This is a genomic window from Abiotrophia sp. HMSC24B09, assembly GCF_001815865.1.
Taxonomy (GTDB): Bacteria; Bacillota; Bacilli; order Lactobacillales; family Aerococcaceae; genus Abiotrophia.
In genome coordinates this window covers 1-18,566 of sequence record NZ_KV822211.1, presented here as the reverse complement: position 1 = coordinate 18,566, position 18,566 = coordinate 1, and the positions used below count along the sequence as shown (strand labels likewise).

General features: G+C 48.4%; 17 protein-coding genes. 16 read left to right on the top strand and 1 reads right to left on the bottom strand.

Annotated features, from left to right (window positions below; genetic code table 11):
- Positions 1–5 precede the first annotated feature (5 nt).
- Both trxB and HMPREF3093_RS07655 read left to right on the top strand, forming a co-directional pair.
- On the top strand, positions 6–938 hold the full coding sequence (trxB, locus tag HMPREF3093_RS07660; RefSeq protein ID WP_070756406.1) for a thioredoxin-disulfide reductase: 933 nt from the start codon (positions 6–8) through the stop codon (positions 936–938).
- Positions 919–1,356: a hypothetical protein gene (locus HMPREF3093_RS07655; protein WP_070756405.1), complete on the top strand. Its 438-nt coding sequence runs from the start codon at positions 919–921 to the stop codon at positions 1,354–1,356. The genes trxB and HMPREF3093_RS07655 overlap by 20 nt, the downstream gene beginning before the upstream one ends.
- 130 nt (positions 1,357–1,486) lie before the next feature.
- On the opposite strand, the gene HMPREF3093_RS07650 is transcribed toward HMPREF3093_RS07655, so the two are convergent.
- A complete protein-coding gene (locus HMPREF3093_RS07650) occupies positions 1,487–3,208 on the bottom strand; it encodes a phospho-sugar mutase (RefSeq protein ID WP_070756404.1) in 1,722 nt (573 codons plus the stop codon).
- 317 nt (positions 3,209–3,525) lie between these two features.
- Here HMPREF3093_RS07650 and rapZ point away from each other — a divergent pair, with 317 nt between their 5' ends.
- From rapZ to HMPREF3093_RS07585, 14 genes are all read left to right on the top strand, one after another.
- On the top strand, positions 3,526–4,413 hold the full coding sequence (gene rapZ, locus HMPREF3093_RS07645) for an RNase adapter RapZ (RefSeq protein ID WP_070756403.1): 888 nt from the start codon (positions 3,526–3,528) through the stop codon (positions 4,411–4,413).
- The gene (gene yvcK / locus HMPREF3093_RS07640; RefSeq protein ID WP_070756402.1) at positions 4,410–5,435 is read left to right on the top strand and encodes a gluconeogenesis factor YvcK family protein; all 1,026 of its coding nucleotides are present in this window, start codon (positions 4,410–4,412) and stop codon (positions 5,433–5,435) included. The genes rapZ and yvcK overlap by 4 nt, the downstream gene beginning before the upstream one ends.
- A gap of 41 nt (positions 5,436–5,476) precedes the next feature.
- Positions 5,477–6,403: a DNA-binding protein WhiA gene (gene whiA / locus HMPREF3093_RS07635; RefSeq protein WP_070756401.1), complete on the top strand. Its 927-nt coding sequence runs from the start codon at positions 5,477–5,479 to the stop codon at positions 6,401–6,403.
- A gap of 228 nt (positions 6,404–6,631) precedes the next feature.
- A complete protein-coding gene (locus HMPREF3093_RS07630; RefSeq protein ID WP_070756400.1) occupies positions 6,632–7,084 on the top strand; it encodes a single-stranded DNA-binding protein in 453 nt (150 codons plus the stop codon).
- A 115-nt stretch (positions 7,085–7,199) separates the two neighbouring features.
- The gene (locus HMPREF3093_RS07625; protein ID WP_023391505.1) at positions 7,200–7,916 is read left to right on the top strand and encodes a response regulator transcription factor; all 717 of its coding nucleotides are present in this window, start codon (positions 7,200–7,202) and stop codon (positions 7,914–7,916) included.
- A complete protein-coding gene (locus HMPREF3093_RS07620; RefSeq protein ID WP_070756399.1) occupies positions 7,916–9,442 on the top strand; it encodes a sensor histidine kinase in 1,527 nt (508 codons plus the stop codon). The genes HMPREF3093_RS07625 and HMPREF3093_RS07620 overlap by 1 nt, the downstream gene beginning before the upstream one ends.
- A gap of 24 nt (positions 9,443–9,466) precedes the next feature.
- Positions 9,467–10,162: an NAD(P)H-dependent oxidoreductase gene (locus HMPREF3093_RS07615; RefSeq protein ID WP_070756398.1), complete on the top strand. Its 696-nt coding sequence runs from the start codon at positions 9,467–9,469 to the stop codon at positions 10,160–10,162.
- Positions 10,163–10,168: 6 nt separating this feature from the next.
- Positions 10,169–10,342 carry a hypothetical protein gene (locus HMPREF3093_RS09835; protein ID WP_180363290.1) on the top strand — a complete coding sequence of 58 codons (174 nt, stop codon included), beginning with the start codon at positions 10,169–10,171 and terminating at the stop codon, positions 10,340–10,342.
- Between the two features lie 196 nt (positions 10,343–10,538).
- On the top strand, positions 10,539–11,912 hold the full coding sequence (locus HMPREF3093_RS07610) for an MBL fold metallo-hydrolase (RefSeq protein ID WP_070756397.1): 1,374 nt from the start codon (positions 10,539–10,541) through the stop codon (positions 11,910–11,912).
- Positions 11,913–12,044: 132 nt separating this feature from the next.
- The gene (locus HMPREF3093_RS07605; protein ID WP_070756396.1) at positions 12,045–13,085 is read left to right on the top strand and encodes an ABC transporter ATP-binding protein; all 1,041 of its coding nucleotides are present in this window, start codon (positions 12,045–12,047) and stop codon (positions 13,083–13,085) included.
- A complete protein-coding gene (locus tag HMPREF3093_RS07600; protein WP_070756395.1) occupies positions 13,086–13,991 on the top strand; it encodes a carbohydrate ABC transporter permease in 906 nt (301 codons plus the stop codon).
- Between the two features lie 3 nt (positions 13,992–13,994).
- The gene (locus HMPREF3093_RS07595; protein ID WP_070756394.1) at positions 13,995–14,825 is read left to right on the top strand and encodes a carbohydrate ABC transporter permease; all 831 of its coding nucleotides are present in this window, start codon (positions 13,995–13,997) and stop codon (positions 14,823–14,825) included.
- Between the two features lie 42 nt (positions 14,826–14,867).
- Positions 14,868–16,142, top strand: coding sequence for an ABC transporter substrate-binding protein (locus tag HMPREF3093_RS07590; RefSeq protein ID WP_070756393.1), 1,275 nt, complete (start codon positions 14,868–14,870; stop codon positions 16,140–16,142).
- A gap of 550 nt (positions 16,143–16,692) precedes the next feature.
- Positions 16,693–18,566, top strand: a 1,874-nt coding sequence (locus HMPREF3093_RS07585; protein ID WP_070756392.1) for a Spy0128 family protein, incomplete at its 3' end; no start/stop codon positions are given.

Below are 18,566 nucleotides of genomic sequence, written 5' to 3'. Positions count from 1 at the left end.
ATAGAATGGAAAAAGAATTAATTGTAACAGATGTCGTCGTGATTGGCGCTGGGCCGGCTGGCATGACCGCCGCCCTCTACGCTTCACGTGCTAATCTCAAGACCCACATGATTGAAAAAGGCGTTCCCGGTGGGGAAGTCAACAACACGGCAGATGTGGAAAACTATCCTGGTTTTTCACTGGTTTCTGGCCCAGAATTGGCTCAACACATGTACCAAGGGGCTATGCGATTTGACGCGGTCCATGACTACGGCGATGTGAGCCATATTGAAGTAGTAGGCGACCTTAAGCGAGTGCATACCAGCTCTAAGGTCTATGAGGCCAAGGCTGTCATTGTGGCGACCGGTTCTTTCCACCGCCACCTTGGCGTGCCTGGTGAAGAAGAGTTGGCTGGCCGTGGCGTGTCCTACTGTGCGGTCTGTGACGGTTTCTTCTTCCGCGATAAGGAAATTATCGTAGTCGGCGGAGGTGACTCGGCCGTTGAAGAAGCCCATTACCTGACTCAATTTGCTAGCAAGGTCACGGTTATTCACCGTCGTGACGAGCTCCGAGCGCAGAAAGTCCTGCAAGACCGGGCCTTTGCTAATCCTAAGATTGAATTCATCTGGGATAGCGTGGTGGAGGAAATTCTAGGGATGGATGCGGTTGAAGGCGTGCAAATTAAGAACGTCAAGACTGGCCAAACTAGCCTCGTAGATGCTCAAGGGGTCTTTATCTACGTTGGTTTAGTGCCTAACTCGGAAGCAGTTAAAGATTTGGGAATTACCGACCAAGAAGGCTGGATCATCACGGATGATCATATGGCCACTAGCCTGTCAGGCGTTTTTGCAGCCGGCGACGTTCGTCAAAAGCACCTGCGTCAGATCGTAACAGCCACCGGCGATGGCGGCACGGCTGGTTTCCAAGCCTACCAATACATTGAAAGCCTTAAAGACTAAGCTAAAAAGCCCTGCACTGATAGACAGTGCAGGGCTTTTGTTTGAGCTAGTGCTCTACTCCGGAAAGTGGACCACTGGCTCCCGGGAAATCGCCGAAAATGGGTCAAAAGCTAGGAAAGGCTTCGAGCCAGTGGCCCACTCTGTCAAGTGGACCACTAGCTCCCGGGAAATCACCAGAAACGGGTCAAAAGCTAGGAAAAGCTTCGAGCCAGTGGCCCACTCTGTCAAGTGGACCACTAGCTCCCGGGAAATCACCAGAAACGGGTCAAAAGCTAGGAAAAGCTTCGAGCCAGTGGTCTACTCCGGAAAGTGGACCACTAGCTCTCGGGAAATCGCTGGAAACGTGCCAAAATTCAGGAAAAGCTTCGAGCCAGTGGACCACTCCGGAAAGTGGACCACTGGCTCGGTCAAAAGATAGGGCTTAGGGCAGATTTCATGATATCCCGAGATGGCTCAGCCAAAAACCTAGGCCTAGAGCCGCTAGCTCTCCATTAACCAAACCACACAAAAAAGGACTGGTCGTCAATCCCAGTCCTTTTGCCTTAGTCTTAGGCGGTTAATTTAGCGATGTCTGCTTCAATCTTAGCAGCCTTAGCTTCTACTTCTTCATGCGAAGCGCCTTGGGTGCCTAGATAGAGCTTGATTTTTGGCTCGGTACCACTTGGACGGAATGCTACCCAGCTGCCGTCTTCCAAGACATACTTGAGGGCATCAGATGGTGGGAAGGTCAAGGTTTCAACCGTGCCATCAGCTAGAGTGCGTGTGCCAGCTAAGTAGTCAGCCGCGCTCACCACTTTGAGGCCGCCCATTTCCTTAATCCCTTCGGTCCGGATTTGCTGCATGATGGCTGCCATCTTAGCTTGCCCAGAGAGACCTGGGAAATCCACTGCGATGGTTTTTTCATAGAAGTAGCCGTATTTTTCGTACATGCTTTCTAAGACATCCGCCAAGGTACGGCTCGCTTTCTTGTGGTAGGCGGTCAATTCAGCCAAGACTACCAAAGCCTGGATAGCATCCTTGTCGCGCACAAATGGCTTAATGAGGTAACCGTAAGATTCTTCAAAGCCCATGAGGAAGGTCTTAGAACCTGTTTCTTCATATTCTTGAATCTTCTCAGCGATAAACTTGAAACCAGTCAGTACTTCGACCGCTTCTAAGCCATAGTGAGATAAGATGGCGTCAGCAAAGTTAGTCGATACGATAGACTTAACCGCTACCCCGTTCTTAGGCAGTTGGTTGAGTTCTAACTTAGCGTTCAAGATGTAGTCCAACATGAGAGAAGCGATTTGGTTCCCGGTCAAGAGTTGGTAGTCACCCTTGCTAGTGCGAACCTTAGCACCGAGACGGTCAGCGTCTGGGTCAGTCCCTAAGAGGATATCCGCTTCTACCTTCTTAGCTAATTGCTCAGCTAAATCAAAGGCCGCAGCAGATTCAGGGTTAGGAGACTTAACAGTTGGGAAGTCGCCGTCTGCTTTGGCTTGTTCTTCTACCACGTGAATGGTGTTGAAGCCTGCTTGGTTGAGGGCTTTGAGACCTAGGTACATACCAGTCCCGTGAAGTGGAGTGAAGACGATGCTGACTTGGTCCGCCATTTCCTTGACTAATTCAGGGTTGATGGTGACAGCCTTCATTTCTTCTAGGTAAGCTTGGTCCACACGGTCACCGATGATTTCTACGACGCCGCTACCCAATAATTCGGTCTTGTCGCCCACTTCAACCGTTAGTGGGTTTTCCACTGCGCGAACAAATTCTGTTAATTTATCTGCATCTTCTGGTGGCATTTGCCCACCATCCTCGCCGTAAACCTTGTAGCCATTGTAGGCTGCTGGGTTGTGGCTGGCAGTAATCATAATCCCAGCGTAGGTGTTGAGGTAACGCACGGCGAAGGATAATTCAGGTGTTGGCCGTAGGCTCTCAAAGACATAGCTCTTGATGCCGTGACGGCCCAAGACCAAGGCAGCTTCCATGGCGAATTCAGGAGAATAATGCCGTGAGTCATAGGAAATCGCAACCCCGCGGTCTTTAGCCGCTTGGCCAGCTTCTTCGATTAATTGGGCTAAGCCTTCTGTTGCTTGGCGAACGGTGTAGACGTTCATGCGGTTAGGACCTGCCCCTAGGACACCACGCATACCAGCCGTCCCGAAGCTGAGGTTAGCACCAAAGGCATCCTTTAAGGCTTCTTCGTCTTGGTTATTGGCTAACTCTTCCTTGAGAACAGGATCAAGGGCGTCGTAATTTTTCCAGAGGTTTAATGTTTCTTGCCATGTCATAGCATTACCACCTTTCAGTATTGCGTCATAAGAGAAATGAAACCTAGTGAGAGGCTCCTCACTTTATGCTAATATTCTACCATGAAATGTAGACGGTTACTAGTGGGGGTAGGGATTTGGAACGAAAATTTAGCGATAGCACTAAGGTAAATGTCCGGGTCTAGCAGGAGGTTAGCACCCAGAAAGTTTTGTAAATCCCCCTAAAGGCCCCAAGACCGGCAGAATGGAGCGCTTGGCTCCTAGGTCGCTTTTCCCGCCTAAGCGTGGTATACTAAGATGGAGTATAGCGATGATTCCACAAAGAAAGAGGCGATGATATGGCAGACACACTCGAACTAGTCATTATTACAGGGATGAGCGGCGCCGGTAAGACGGTTGCGGTCCAAAGTTTTGAAGATTTAGGCTATTTCTGTATCGATAATATGCCCCCAACCCTGCTCCCAACCTTCTGGGAACTGGTCAAGGAATCGGGAAAAATCAGCCGGATTGCGCTTGTCATCGACTTGCGGAGCCGGGACTTCTTTAACGAAGTCGACAGCCTGATTGCAACTTTAGATAATACCCAGTTAGTGACAACCCGCATTATTTTCTTAGATTCTAGCGATTCGGTTTTAGTATCTCGCTATAAGGAGACCCGCCGCAATCACCCACTGGCCCCAGATGGCCGAGTATCAGAAGGGATTGCGAGAGAACGCGAGTTGCTTATGGACTTGCGCACCCGCGCCCAAATTATAATCGATACTTCCGATATTTCCCCACGTCAGTTGCGCGAGCGCCTGATTAAGGACTTCGCCACTAAGGATTATCAGACCTTCCATGTGGAAGTCATGTCCTTTGGCTTCAAGTACGGGGTGCCCATTGATGCCGATATTATCTGGGATGTGCGCTTCCTACCTAACCCGCACTACATTCCGGAATTGCGTCCGCAGACCGGGATGGATGCGCCAGTTTATGACTATGTCATGAAGCAACCCGAAACCCAGGCCTTCTACAGCAAGCTCATTGATGTCATTGAGTTCTGCCTGCCAGGTTACAAGAAGGAAGGCAAATCCAGTGTGACCATCGCCATTGGTTGTACCGGCGGTAAACACCGGTCCGTAGCCATTGCTGAGCGGATTGCCAACCACCTTAAGACAGATAATTATGCGGTTAATATTTCCCACCGTGATTATATGAAGAAGAAAGAGACCGTGAACCGGTCATGAGCGAGACCAAATCGCACCGCTATAAGGTAGCAGTCATCGGTGGTGGGACCGGATTGCCTGTTATCTTGCGGGGGCTCAAACGAATTGACGCCGACATTACAGCCGTTGTAACCGTGGCGGATGATGGCGGTAGCTCAGGCGCGATTCGCGACTATATTGATGTCGTCCCTCCGGGCGATATTCGTAACTGTATGGTGGCCTTGTCCGATGCCGATGAGTTGCTGTTGAACGTCTTCCAGTACCGTTTTAACACGGATGATGACTTCTTGGCTGGTCACGCCATCGGCAACTTACTCATTGCCGCTTTGAAAGAAATGCGAGGTTCCTTGACCGAGTCCTTAGACATTCTATCCAACTATATGAAGGTTCAGGGCCAGATTCTGCCGGCAGCGACCGAGCCCCTAGTCTTGCACGCCCTCTTCGAGGATGGGACCATTGCGGTCGGCGAGTCTAAGATTGCCCGTCATCGTAAGAAGATTCAACAAGTCTTAGTGACCACCATGCAAGGGGAGCCGGCCATTCACGCGACACCTCATGTTGTGGAAGCAATTGAACAGGCAGATTTGATTGTTCTGGGGCCAGGTAGTCTCTATTCCAGCATCCTGCCTAATCTCATGATTGAAGAAATCGGCCAGGCCATCAAACGGACCCAGGCGGAAGTCGTCTATATCTGTAACATCATGACCCAGTTAGGGGAGACCGAGCAATTCTCGGATGCTGACCATGTCCGGGTCTTGCATGAACATTTGGGTCAGGCCTTTATCGACACGGTCCTCGTGAACATTGCCGAGGTGCCTCAGGATTACATTGACAATCAACCTAATGAAGAGTACCTGCTTCAAGTTCGCCATGACTTTGAAGGCATGCGCAAATTGGGTTGCCGCGTCATTTCCAACAGCTTCCTCAGCATGAAAAATGGCGGTGCCTACCATGACACCGAATTAGTGGTGGAAGAACTCCGCCATCTCATGGAGACTCTCAAACTTAATCGCCGTCTTAACCGTCAGGCGACACAAGTCTAAGGGCTCGCACACTTTAAGTCCAAGCAGAAAGGAGGGTTCTCATGACCTTCGCATCAGAAGTTAAGAAGGAATGTACCCTCTTAGAGGTCCACAAGGAACACGCCAAGGCGGAACTTGCGGCCCTGATTCGGATGAATGGGGCAGTCAGCCTCTATCAACAGAAGTTTATTCTTAATGTTCAGAGCGAGAACGCGGCCATTGCCCGCCGTCTCTACAGCCTGCTCAAGCAGTTCTATCACACTGAGAGTGAACTTATGGTTAGACGTAAGATGAAGCTTAAGAAGAATAATGTCTATATTGTCCGTTGCCGCCAGAATGTGCGGGATATCTTGGAGGACTTAGGCATCTTCGACGGACTCATGATTAACCATCATATCGCGCATGACATTATGAACAATGAGCAAAAGGAACGCTCCTATTTGCGGGGTGCCTTCCTAGCAGCTGGTTCCGTCAACAATCCGGAGAATAGTCGCTATCACTTGGAAATCTATTCCAACTACGAGGAGCACAATGAGGACATCTGCAAGATGATGAATCATTTCCACCTCAATGCACGGACCATCGTCCGTCGCAACGGCTATATTACCTACCTTAAGGAAGCTGAGAAAATTGCCGAGTTTCTGGCTATTATCGGTGCCAACCGGGCTATGTTGCGCTTCGAAGATATTCGCATTGTTCGTGACATGCGTAACTCCGTTAACCGTCTGGTCAACTGTGAGACGGCCAACCTCAACAAGCAAATCGATGCCTCACAACGGCAGATTGAAGCCATTCGTTACCTAGCCGACACGCGGGGGCTGGATAGCCTACCTGATAAGTTGCGGATTATGGCGGAATTCCGTCTAGATCACCCCGACCTCAGTTTGGGTGAGTTAGGCCAATTAATTCCAGGTGGTCCTATTTCCAAGTCGGGTGTCAACCATCGTCTCCGCAAGTTAGTGGAACTAGCGGAAAGTCATGCTTTATAGCAATCTACCCCTATCCTAGCGATAGGGGCTTTTTTTGTAGACTAGCTGAGGCTAGTCTATTTTTATATATAAAATCCTATATATACTCTTTGCAAGGCAAGGTTGGTAAACCAGGGCTCGCTTGTAAGCATTATAAAATTTCAACCTTTTATCTCCAAAACCAGTAAAAAACCGAGTCCCAAAGCCTATATATCTATGAAAGGCAAATTATTTTCTGGAGGAATACCTATGAATCAATTGTTGCTTGTTGGACGTTTGACCCGTCCTGTCGAAGACCGTCAGGTGGGTGACCATCGGGTGGTCAATAATTGCCTAGCCGTCTCCCGCCGCCATCGCGACCGCAATGGTGAGCTGCAGACCGACTTCATTCCCATTGTGGCCTGGGACTATTTAGCGGACCTCTTAGTCAAATACGCCCAAAAAGGCCACCGCATCGGGGTGGTAGGGCGGATGGAATCCCGTCACTACACCAATAATCAAGACCAAAAAGTCTACATCCTAGAATGCCATGTCCAAGATATTACCCTGCTTGAGAGCAAGAATGGCAGTGCCGGCAAGGCTAGCGGCCAGAATCACAGCACCCCTAAGGGCCAGGAAGACTACGACGCTATCCGGCGCCAGTATGAAGTGCCCAGTCAAGAACAATTGGATATGCGCCAGCTAGCGGGTTTTAAGGCTTAAGACCTCAGATTACGCCAGTCTTTATGACAATTTTGCGACTAGGTAAGCTCTACCATTACATTTGCTAACTTTTGGTATATAATAGGAGTGAAACCAAGAGTTAGGAGGTCGTCGAATGAACGTATTAATGATTGAAGATAACGAATCTGTCTGCGAAATGATGTCCATGTTTTTCGAGAAGGAGCAATTCCAAGGCCACTTCTACCATGATGGCTTAGAAGGGTACAACGCCTATGCGGAGTCTCCAAGTAAGTGGGACATTGTCTTGCTAGACATTAACTTGCCGTCTATGGATGGCATCACCATTTGCCGGAATATCCGCAAGATTTCTAAGGAAACACCTATTATTATGCTGACTGCTCAAGATTCAGAGAGTGACCAAGTCATTGGCTTGGAAATGGGGGCTGACGATTACGTCACCAAGCCTTTTAGCCCCTTGACCTTGATGGCTCGCATGAAGGCCCTCTACCGTCGTAGTCAAATTCCTGGTACTGACCACAGTCAAACTCAGGAAGAAGAAGGATTCGATGTAGTGACCAAGAGCGTCAAGATCAATACCGTGACCCGGGAAGCCTACTATAATAACCAGCTGATTGAGAACCTGACACCTAAGGAGTTTGATTTGTTGCTGACCTTTGTGCGCTCGCCTAAGCGGGTCTTCAACCGTGAACAGTTGCTTAAGCAGCTCTGGGAAGATCCTTTCTATGGCGACGAGCGGACCGTCGATGCCCATATTAAGAAATTACGGCAGAAGATTGAAGTGATTGGGCCGCAAATTATTCAGACTGTCTGGGGTGTCGGCTACAAGTACGAAGATCCAGGTGATCATTAATGCGATTTAGATTTCTCTGGCAATTAATTGCCGGATTTCTGCTGGTCATGCTGGTGACCTTGGCCCTATCGGCCTCACGGATTAGCAACTATATGAATCAGCAAATCCACAGTGAAGTCGAGACGCGCCTATTGAATTACGGTAGCAACATTGTCAGCAATAACTTCTCCCGTGAGGATATTAAGAAAGTAGACCAACTACTGGCTTCGGACAATATCTCCATTCAGGTCTACCTGGCCAATGGGAGCATCATCTACCCAACCTACCGCCAGGAGTACCGGGCTAATCTGACAGATAGCGAGTTGCGGGCCATTCGCCAAGGGCAGAACCTGCCTTTGCGTGTGACCTATCGCCCAGACCAAGGGAAAATCACGCGTCTGGCCACCGTCTATCTGCCGCTCAACCGCCAGGCTAGCGACAGTGCCCAATTTCCGGCCGGTTTTATCAGCCTGAGCGAGCCGATTGAGAACCTGGAGACCCGCCAGCAAGAAGTCTACAACAATATTATCTTCTCCTTCGGGATTGCAACCGTCATTGGTCTGGGAATCAGTGTGGCCTATGCCCTTTTCCAGACCCGCAAGATTCGGCGCTTGCAACAAGCCACTCGCCAGATTACGGCGGGCAACTATGATGTTCAGCTTAATATTAGTAATAAGAGTCGAGACGAGTTCGGTGACTTGGCCCATGATTTCCAAGTCATGACGGATTCCTTGGCAAAATCTCGCGAAGAGATTAAGCGCCAAGAAACCTTAAGACGCCAATTTATGATGGATGCGGCCCACGAGATGCGGACGCCGCTGACTACCATGAGTGGGGTCATCGAAGGGCTCCAGTATGATATTTTCCCTGAGCCCCAGCGCAAACGTAGCCTAGAATTGCTGGCTACCGAGACCCAACGGCTCATTCGCTTAGTTAATGAGAATCTGGACTACGAAAAAATTCGGACCAACCAGATTAGCCTTAACAAGCAGACGCTCAAGGCCTATGATTTGCTTTGCCAGATTCGGACCCAGCTAACCGCTAAGGCCCAAGAAAAGGGCGACCGCATAGTACTGGATGCGCCTGAGGATCTTCTGATTTACGGGGACCGAGACCGGTTGGTTCAGATTATCATTAACCTGGTGACCAATGCCATCCAGTTCTCAGAGAATAGTGATATCACCCTCTGGGGGCGCCAAGACGGAGGCTTTACCGAGCTCCGCATTATGGACCAGGGGATTGGGATTGATGCCAAGCAAATTGAAGACATCTGGGAGCGATTCTACAAGGTGGACATTTCCCGTAAGAATACCAAGTTCGGTGAATCCGGGATTGGTTTAGCAGTCGTTAAGTCCCTAGTCGAAGCCCACGGCGGCACCATTCGGGTCGAAAGTGAGCTAGGTCAGGGTTCGACCTTCATTATTCGCCTACCGCTAGAAGCAGCGGAATCCGGAGACCAGGCCCAAGAGCCAGCTCCAAACAAAGTCAAGAAAAATCTGGGGAGCTTCCTGATTGGTAACAAGAAGGCTAAGTCAGAAGACAAGTAAGTCCCCACAGAAAGGAAGCCTGTCGTGACTAAGACCATCGTCTATCTGGCCCACCCTGATGTGGCCGGCTCTAGTAGCCAACAATTTCTACAACAATCAGGTTTGGCCCTGACTGAGGTCAGCTATGTCGATTTGCAGGCGGAATATGAGGCCAATGGCCAGCAATTTGATGCCAGTGTGGAATTGGCGCGCCTCAGTCGCTATGACCGGGTGATTTTCCAGTTCCAACTCTACTGGTACCAGGCGCCAGCCATCCTCAAAATCTGGCTGGATAGCGTCTTCGATATGTCCAAGGCCATGCAGGCCGCCATGTCTCGCCTCGCTCAGATGGAAATGGGCTTGGTGGTCATCGCAGGTGTTAAGGCTAGCCGCTATCAAGTCGGGGGCCGGGAAGGCTTTAGCCTGTCTTCGCTCTTGTCGCCTTATTATGCCTGGGCTAAGCATTTTGGTTTAGCGCCCTTGGCCTATTTCCCGGTTCATCAGTTCCACTATCTGACCGAGCCCCAGAAGAAGCAGCTGCTAGTTCACTACGCCTGCTACCTTGAGACGGGGAAGGTGGATGACTTCGATGCCTTGCAGACCTTTGTCTTGGATCGACTAGCCGACTTGGACTTGTCCCTGTCGCTTGAAAGCCAAGCAGTCTATGACCAGTTCCGTGAGGACTTGAGTCAAAATCGAGATGAAATCCAGGAGCTGCAGGCCCTGAATAAGGAGGGTTAGCTTCTTATGAATCCCTATCAAGACTATATCCAGGACTGGCAGGCACAGGCTCCTGACTATCCCAGTCAAGCCTTGCTGCAAGTCGCTAGCGACCTCTATCAACAACAAGAAGACCGTCTGCGCCAGCTAGAAGGCCAATTAGATGGTAGCATGTGGAGTCCTAAGGACTGGCAAAATTAAGTTAAGATCCAGCCCCGCCCCCTGACGAAAAGGAGGCGGGGCTTTTGCTATTCTCCTAAGCGTCAGGCGACCGAGTGCTGACCTGATAACAAGTTGTCGCTCCTGACCTGAGAACCTTTCCCCAAGACTTGCGACAGGGGGGCTTTTGGTGGTATCATGGACTGTGGCACAAAATGCAATGAAGGAGACAGACAACATGACACAAGAAATCACGACCCAGGTAAGATTTTGGGGAGGACTTGATACCATAGGTGGTAATATTGTCAGTCTAGAAGCGGGCAACTACCGTATTCTGACAGATTTTGGCGCCTTATTCGGAGCAAGCTTGGAAGAGTTGAAACAAGTCGACTTGACCCCAAGCCTGCTGGAAAAGGGACACCTGCCGGCCATTGATGGCCTCTACACCCGCCAACAACTAGGCGCAAGTGACCTAGCAAGCTATGAGGAGACCGATATTAAGACCATTGTCTGCCTATCCCACCTCCATCTAGACCATATTGGGGGCTTCGGTCAGTTGCCTGAGGACCTACCCATCTATGCCCTAGAAGACAGTGTTTCCTTCTACCAACGTCTAGCAAGCGACGACTTGCTGCCTGACTTCAAGGTTAATTGGCAAGCCGTTCAATCAGAGGCACCTTTCCAATTTGGGCCTTTCACCATTGAGTTTGTGGTCAGCGACCATGATACCATTGGGGCAGCTAGCATCTTCATTACCGGGCCAGACCTTAAGGTGGTTAACTCAGGTGACTTCCGCTTAACTGGTTTCCATCCGGAACGCGTCTTACACTGGGCGCAAAAAGCCCGTGACTTCCAGCCTGACCTCTTCTTAGTTGAAGGGACAACCTTCAGCTTTGACCCAGGATCACGCGATGACCGGATGCAACTATCAGAGGACCTAGCTTCCCACGTATCCTCAATCTCAGCGAGCAATGAAGCCAAGTTTCTCAAGGACTTTACCCAAGTCGTAGAGCAAGCTGGCAATCAGCTAATTGCACTCAATGTCTATCCACAAAATATTGAGCGGCTAGTTTATATGGCGCGAGCGCTCAATCGCGCAGGACGGACGCTGGTCTTGGAGCCTAACTACTACCGTCTCTTGCGGCCTTACATGGCGCCAGAGGCAGCCTTGGCAACCATCAACTGGGATGGTGACAGCAAGCTGCCAGCTCAAGATGTCTTGACCTGGGATCAAGTGCAGGCAGCACCTGCTCAATATGCCGTTCAAGTTGACTATGAGCAACACCATGATTATATCTTCAGCCTATCGGAAGGTATCTACATTCACTCTAACGGGGTGCCGCTAGGAGCTTATGATGCGCGTTACCAACCTTGGTTGGAAGGTATCGTCAAAGCAGGCTGGCAATTCTATCATGGCCATGTGTCTGGCCATGCCTCTACCCAAGACCTCTGCTTGGTCAACTATGTGGTAGGCGCTAAGCTAGTGGTGCCATGGCACAGCTTTAAGCCAGAACGTTACGCAGAAGCCTTAGTCGATTTAGGGCTGACCCCATGGTTACCAAGTCTAGATACCACTTATTCGGCTGACCAGATTAAGGGCCTAGCTGACTAAAAAAGCTTTTATTAGAATAGCATGAAAAACGCAAAAATTGAGGGAAATATGATGCGATTTATGCTATAATTCATGCTAGAGCAATAAGCTCCCAAGCACTTATTAAGACTGACAAAAATGAGGAGAATCAACGTGCAAGTTAGATTTGAAGACGTGACCATGCAGTTCGAACAGAAGACTGTTTTGGACCGGATTAATTTTACATTGCCTAGCCAGCAACTTATTTCCTTCTTAGGACCTTCTGGCTGTGGTAAATCTACAACATTATACTTAATTTCAGGGTTACTGAACGCAACATCAGGTAAGATTTTCTTCGACGATAAAGATGTAACTAAATTAGACCCAGTTAAGCGTCGGGTAGGCTTAGTCTTCCAATCCTATGCCCTCTATCCACACTTGACGGTCTTGGAAAACATCATGTTCCCGCTCAAAATGGAAAAAATGCCAAAGGCTGAGCGCCGCGAACGTGCCATCGAAATGGCAAAATTAACGCAAATTCAAGACCAACTAGATAAGTACCCACGCCAGTTGTCAGGGGGACAACAGCAACGGGTGGCCATCAGCCGGGCTATGGCTAAATCACCTTCCATCCTACTTATGGACGAGCCTTTATCTAACTTAGACGCTCGCCTGCGGATTGAGATGCGTGAAGAAATTCGCCGTATCCAACAAGAGACAGGGGTTACCACTGTCTTCGTTACCCACGACCAAGAAGAAGCTTTGTCTATCGCGGACAGCGTCATGGTCTTGGAAAAAGGCGAGATTCAACAAGTAGCGGACCCAGTCAGCCTCTACCAAACACCTAGCAACCTCTTCGTGGCTCGCTTCATCGGGTCACCAATCATCAACACCTTTGCTAAGGGCTCTGCAGCCCTTAACCCTAACAGTGCCTTTGCAGAATTGAACTGGGCAACTATCGGGGTCCGTTCCGAGCACTTCCGTCCTGGGACAGCCGATAACTACTTAGTCCGCGGGAAAGTAGTCCGCGTGGAAGCAGTAGGTAAGGATATTACCGTTCACTTGGAATGGGAAGGCGAACGCTTCGTCGTTTCCAACTTAGACGGCGATTTAGAAGTAGGCCAAGAAGTTTACTTGCAAGTGCCTGCTGAACGCCTACTCTTCTTCCAAGAAGACCAACGTCGCATTCTGTCAGAAAGCGAGCGTGAGGGCTAGATGAACCGCAAACCTACTCTCAAGAGTAGCCTCCAGGCCCTACTCTATTTAGCGCCGGCCTTGGTGTTCATGACAACCTTCACCATTATTCCGATTATCCGCTCCTTCATGATGAGTTTCTATGAAAACTACAAGTTGCGGAATATTACTAAGAACAAGCCAGTGGTCTGGTCTCTGGATAACTTCCAGAAGATTCTGGCGGATCCTAAGTTCTACCTAGCGCTACAAAATACCGCAACCTATGTTTTCTGGGTGGTGCTCTGTTCCATCACAATCTCAGTTACAGTAGCGGTCTTACTCAATCAGATTCCGGTCCTCAAAGGGCTCTTCCGAACTGCCTACTTCTTGCCATTCGTTACCTCAACGGTGGCCATCTCCGTGGTTTGGTCTTGGCTCTATCACTCAGAGTACGGACTACTCAACTACCTCTTAGGTTTAGTAGGGATTGACCGTATCAACTGGCTCAATGATCCTAAGACAGCCATGACGGCTGTCATCATCATGGCCATCTGGAAGAGTCTGGGCTTCAATATCCTGCTGACCCTGGTCGGCTTGGGTAACATCAACGAGACCTACTACAAGGCAGCTCAAGTTGATGGGGCCAACGCCTGGAAGAGATTCACCAATATTACCTTACCGCTCTTACGACCAACCCTCTTCCTCTTGTCAACAGTCGGCATCATCAATGGCTTCAAGGTCTTCGATGAAGTCTTCGCCCTCTTCAATGGGCGTCCTGGACCAGGTGGTTCAGCCATGACCGTTGTCTACTATCTCTTCGATCAGTTCTATGTTCAATTTAACTACGGGATGGCAGCTGCGACCGGGATTATCCTCTTCGCCATTGTCCTCGTTATTACCGTCTTCCAGAACATAGGCAACAAATACTTCGAGAAGCGGGGAGGTTAAGACATGGCACGCACAAAACGCATTCAAACAATTCTGCTCTATGTCATCTTGACCTTGGGCGCGCTGGTCATGATTCTGCCATTCTACTGGATGGTGGCGACCAGTCTGAAGTCAGGGTCCGAAGCAATCTCCGTACCGCCAACTTGGCTACCACGGAACTGGCTCTTCTCTAACTATGGCCAAGCCCTGGAGAAAGCCCCATTCGGCCGCTACTTCCTTAACTCGGTCTTTGTTACAACTGTGACGACCGCCGGGGAACTCTTCACCTCAATCCTAGCAGCTTATGCCTTCGCTAAGCTCAAATTCTGGGGTAAAGACATCCTCTTCTTACTCTTATTGGCAACCATGATGGTGCCAGGGGAATTGATGACCATTCCAAACTTCGTGACCTTGTCAAGTTGGAAATTAGTCAACACCTACTGGGCCTTGATTATTCCTTGGTTCGCCTCTGTCTTCTCGGTTTTCACCTTGAAGCAAAACATTCAGACGATTCCAGACGAGCTCTACTATGCTGCCAAGACGGATGGCGCCAGCGACTGGCAATTCCTCTGGGAAATGGTTGTGCCACTGTCTAAATCATCCATTATCGCCGTGATGATTCTCAAGGTCATCGGTTCATGGAACTCCTTCCTCTGGCCAATGATCGTCACCAACTCGGCACCTGACTTACGGACTTTACCTGTTGGACTCCAAGCCTTTACCACTGAAGCCGGCACCCAATTCGAACTCTTGATGGCGGCGTCGACCCTGGTAATCTTGCCAATGGTGATTATTTACTTATTGTTGCAGAAATACATTATTCAAGGTATTTCACGTTCTGGCTTGAAGGGCTAGCCCCTCAATGCTTTCCCATTAACTATTTGGAGGTAACATCTAGTGAAAAAAATCAAAGTGCTTTTCGCATTATTACTCTCAGTAGTCTTAGCATTCAGTGCTTACGCACCATCTGCTCAGGCTGCTGACAAGGTTAAAGTAACTTTCTGGCATGCAATGAACGGTCCTCATGCTGAGGAATTAACCAAACTCGTTAAGGCCTTCAACGAATCTCAAGACAAGTATGAAGTTGAAGAAACTAGCCAAGGGAACTACAAAGCCTTACAACAAGGGGTGATGGCTGCGGCTGCCTCTGGCGACCTACCAACCATGACTCAATTAACTGCATCTAGCTTCTCTGGCTTCAAGTCAGAAGGCCTCTTAGCTCCATTAGATGAATTCTTAACTGCTGACAATGGCTTCACTGAAGAACTTAAGAAGGACATCTACCCAGGTTTCTTAAAAGGCGTAACCGTTGAAGACAAGATCTACGCATTACCATTTTCTAAATCTGTACGTCTCATGTTCGTTAACCAAGACATGCTCAAACAAGCAGGTAAAGAAGTACCTAAGACTTGGGCTGAAGTCAAAGAATTAGCAGCTGCCCTCAAAGAAAAAGGCGTTGATAAGCCAGCCTTAGGTTTGGAAAATGGTCTATCTATTGAAGTGGAAACCATGGCTCGCCAAAACGGCGCAACTTGGGTTTCTGACGACTTGAAGACAGTTGACCTCACTTCTGACAAAGCCATCGAACCTATCCAATTCATCAAAGACATGGTCAAAGACGGTTCAGCACGTTTGGCCGGTGAAGACAAGTACATGTCAGGTCCATTCGCAGCTGGCGGTTCTGCAATCTACATTGGCTCATCTGCGGGCTTACCTTACGTAGTCAAGGGTGTGCAAGAATCAGGTATCAACATTACCACTGCGCCAGTTCCAACTTTCGGTCAAGGCAAGCAAATGACCCTCTTAGCAGGGAACGACTTAGGGGTCTTCGAAGATGCTTCTGATGAAGAAAAAGCAGGGGCTGTAGCCTTCATGTCCTTCCTCCTCAAGGCGGAGAACACTGCAACTTGGGCATCTAAGACTGGTTACCTACCAATCACTAAGTCTGGGACTAACTCAGAAATCTGGACTAACTATGTCAAAGAAAACCCACTTGTTAAGGCAGCATCTGACGAATTAGAGTACGGCTTTACGGCTCCAATCTATGAAGGTTCTGCTAAAGCCTTTTCTGATTCAGAATTAGCCTTGGAAAACATCGTCGTTAACGATGCGGACATCAAGACTGAAATGAAGAAGTTAGAAGATCTAATCAAGGGCTACTTACACCTATAATCAGCCTGATCAATACAATAAGTAAATAAGTCAAACGAGAGACTGGGACTAACTTCCTAGTCTCTTTTTTATGTGTTACTGGCAGTATCATCCCAGGTAGAGATTTGCATATTATAATAGTAGAAAGAAATGATGGCAGCATCTTCCATCAATGGCCTAGGGCCAGCTAGTGGGTTTGCGGGATTAAGTAGCTTGCTAGTAATAGGAATCGTCTTATATTGCTTCATATATGGTAGAACTGGTCGCCGGTCCCAAGCAACTTTTTTAGTGGTCTATGTAAGTCAGATACTAGATGGCACAGACTATGAAAACCGCTAGTAATAGGCGTTGGCTTGCTTAGCATGTCATAAAAAAAAAGACATGACGTGACATTGTTAACAATATGCGAATGATTCTGAAAATATCGCAATTTCCTCTATACAAATGAATCTCGGTTTGATAGAATATACTTGGTACTAAATGCCATAAAAACATCCTAAAAAAGCATTGTCTTCCCTTGAGTAAGTAGCGTCTAGAGGGAGGGTGTGATTTAGGGGATAGGAGTGATAAATTGAATAAACGTAAGCTACATAATCTTCTGATTGTCTTACTGATGGTTCTACAAGTCTTTGTTAGCCCACTTTCTGCTTTTGCGCAAGATGCGGCAACACCAGTAGCACCAGCGGCAACAGAAGCAGTCCAACCGGCAACAGAGAACGGGGAGGAAAAACAGGAGGCGCCTGCCAAAGAAACTGAACCAGCTGCAACAGCTGATCCAGAGGCAGAGCCAGAACAACATTTCCCACAAGCACAAGTTCAACCAGCTCAATATGAGTTGACTACTGGCTTTACCATTAACACTAACCCGGTTAAAAATGACGCTAAATACGGGGAAGGTAAATTCTATATTGCCCCAAGTTACAAAATTCCAAACAGCGTAACCTTGAAGAATGGCGACACCATTGTTTATACAGTGCCAAGTACCTTCAAAGTTGAGCAAACTGGCCCAACTAACATTACCGCTGGGGGCGAAGTTGTAGGGACTTTGGTAACAGATCCAGCTACCAATACTGCAACTATCACTATCACTAACGAAGCTTATTACGCAAAACTCAACGAAGACAAGACAATTGCTGTCCAATTCACGGCAGTTTGGGCGGATAGCGTGCCAAAAGATGTTCCACAAACCTTTGAAATGCCAGGGGCTGGGACTTACACCTTGACACGTATCGTTGTCGATGAAGACCCAACTGGTTACACCAAGTGGGGCGTACAAAACGCAGCCAACCCAGAATTAATTGACTGGCGTATTCGTATTAACCGCTACGCTAAACCAGGCGTAACTAATGCGGTTATCAAAGACACTATCCCTGAAGGTCAAGAATTTGTTGGCCCAATGACTGGTTACTACTTCAGCGACTGGAACAATGGGATTCGGGTAGACTCCTTTGACGGGACTACGATTACAAATGAAGATGACAACCACTTCACAGTTATCCCTAACAAGGGTGGTAGCTTGGATGGCCGTGGTCTCTTCTTAATCTACCAAACTCGTGTTACTGAACCAGTTGACCCAGTAACCAAGCGTGCTAAAAACCATGTAAGTTTCTCTTCTGATACAGATAAGCAAGAATTCGACGGTTTTGCACCATTAACAACTACTGATGGTATCGGTACTGGTGCTCGTTCTGACGAAGTAATCTTCCAAGTTAACAAGAAATTGGAAGGTCGTGCTCTGAAAGCTGAAGAATTCGAATTCGAATTAGTAAACTCAGCAGACAACTCAGTAGTTGCAAAAGCTAAGAACGACGAAAACGGTCTTGTTAAATTCAAGAAAGTTAAGTTCAAGGCAGCAGGTGACTACACTTACAAGATTCGCGAAGTAAAAGGCGCTTTGGCAGGTGTCACTTATGACCAAAACCCAATCACAGCAACTGTTAAGGTAGTTAACAATGCAGGTGCTAAGACTGCCACAGTTACTTATGACCGTGAAGCCTTCACTAACACTTATAAAGCAGCATCTGCAAGCCTAGTAGTGAAAGCTACTAAGACATTGACTGGTGGCACTTTAGCAGCTGATCAATTCACCTTCGAATTAGTAGACAAAGCTACTGGTTCAGTAGTTCAAACAGCTAAGAACAAAGCAGATGGTACTGTTGAGTTTCCAGCAGTAAGCTTCGACGCAGCAGGTAACTACACTTACACTATTCGTGAAAAGAATGAAGGTGCAGCAGGTTACACCTACGACGCTAAAGAAGTAGAAGTGGCTGTATCAGTTGTTGATAATGGTCAAGCTCAATTAGAAGCAACCGCAACTTACACACCAGAAGCAAGCTTCAGCAACACTTACAAGGCAGCGGCAGCAAGCCTAGTAGTGAAAGCAAGCAAGACATTGAACGGCGGCACTTTAGCAGTTGATCAATTCACTTTCGAATTAGTAGACCA

Bases quoted from the DNA above. Each gene is read 5' to 3' on its own strand.
- trxB (WP_070756406.1), top strand. From the start codon at position 6: ATGGAAAAAGAATTAATTGTAACAGATGTCGTCGTGATTGGCGCTGGG.
- HMPREF3093_RS07650 (WP_070756404.1), bottom strand. From the start codon at position 3,208: ATGACATGGCAAGAAACATTAAACCTCTGGAAAAATTACGACGCCCTT.
- rapZ (WP_070756403.1), top strand. From the start codon at position 3,526: ATGGCAGACACACTCGAACTAGTCATTATTACAGGGATGAGCGGCGCC.
- yvcK (WP_070756402.1), top strand. From the start codon at position 4,410: ATGAGCGAGACCAAATCGCACCGCTATAAGGTAGCAGTCATCGGTGGT.
- whiA (WP_070756401.1), top strand. From the start codon at position 5,477: ATGACCTTCGCATCAGAAGTTAAGAAGGAATGTACCCTCTTAGAGGTC.
- HMPREF3093_RS07630 (WP_070756400.1), top strand. From the start codon at position 6,632: ATGAATCAATTGTTGCTTGTTGGACGTTTGACCCGTCCTGTCGAAGAC.
- HMPREF3093_RS07625 (WP_023391505.1), top strand. From the start codon at position 7,200: ATGAACGTATTAATGATTGAAGATAACGAATCTGTCTGCGAAATGATG.
- HMPREF3093_RS07620 (WP_070756399.1), top strand. From the start codon at position 7,916: ATGCGATTTAGATTTCTCTGGCAATTAATTGCCGGATTTCTGCTGGTC.
- HMPREF3093_RS09835 (WP_180363290.1), top strand. From the start codon at position 10,169: ATGAATCCCTATCAAGACTATATCCAGGACTGGCAGGCACAGGCTCCT.
- HMPREF3093_RS07610 (WP_070756397.1), top strand. From the start codon at position 10,539: ATGACACAAGAAATCACGACCCAGGTAAGATTTTGGGGAGGACTTGAT.
- HMPREF3093_RS07600 (WP_070756395.1), top strand. From the start codon at position 13,086: ATGAACCGCAAACCTACTCTCAAGAGTAGCCTCCAGGCCCTACTCTAT.
- HMPREF3093_RS07595 (WP_070756394.1), top strand. From the start codon at position 13,995: ATGGCACGCACAAAACGCATTCAAACAATTCTGCTCTATGTCATCTTG.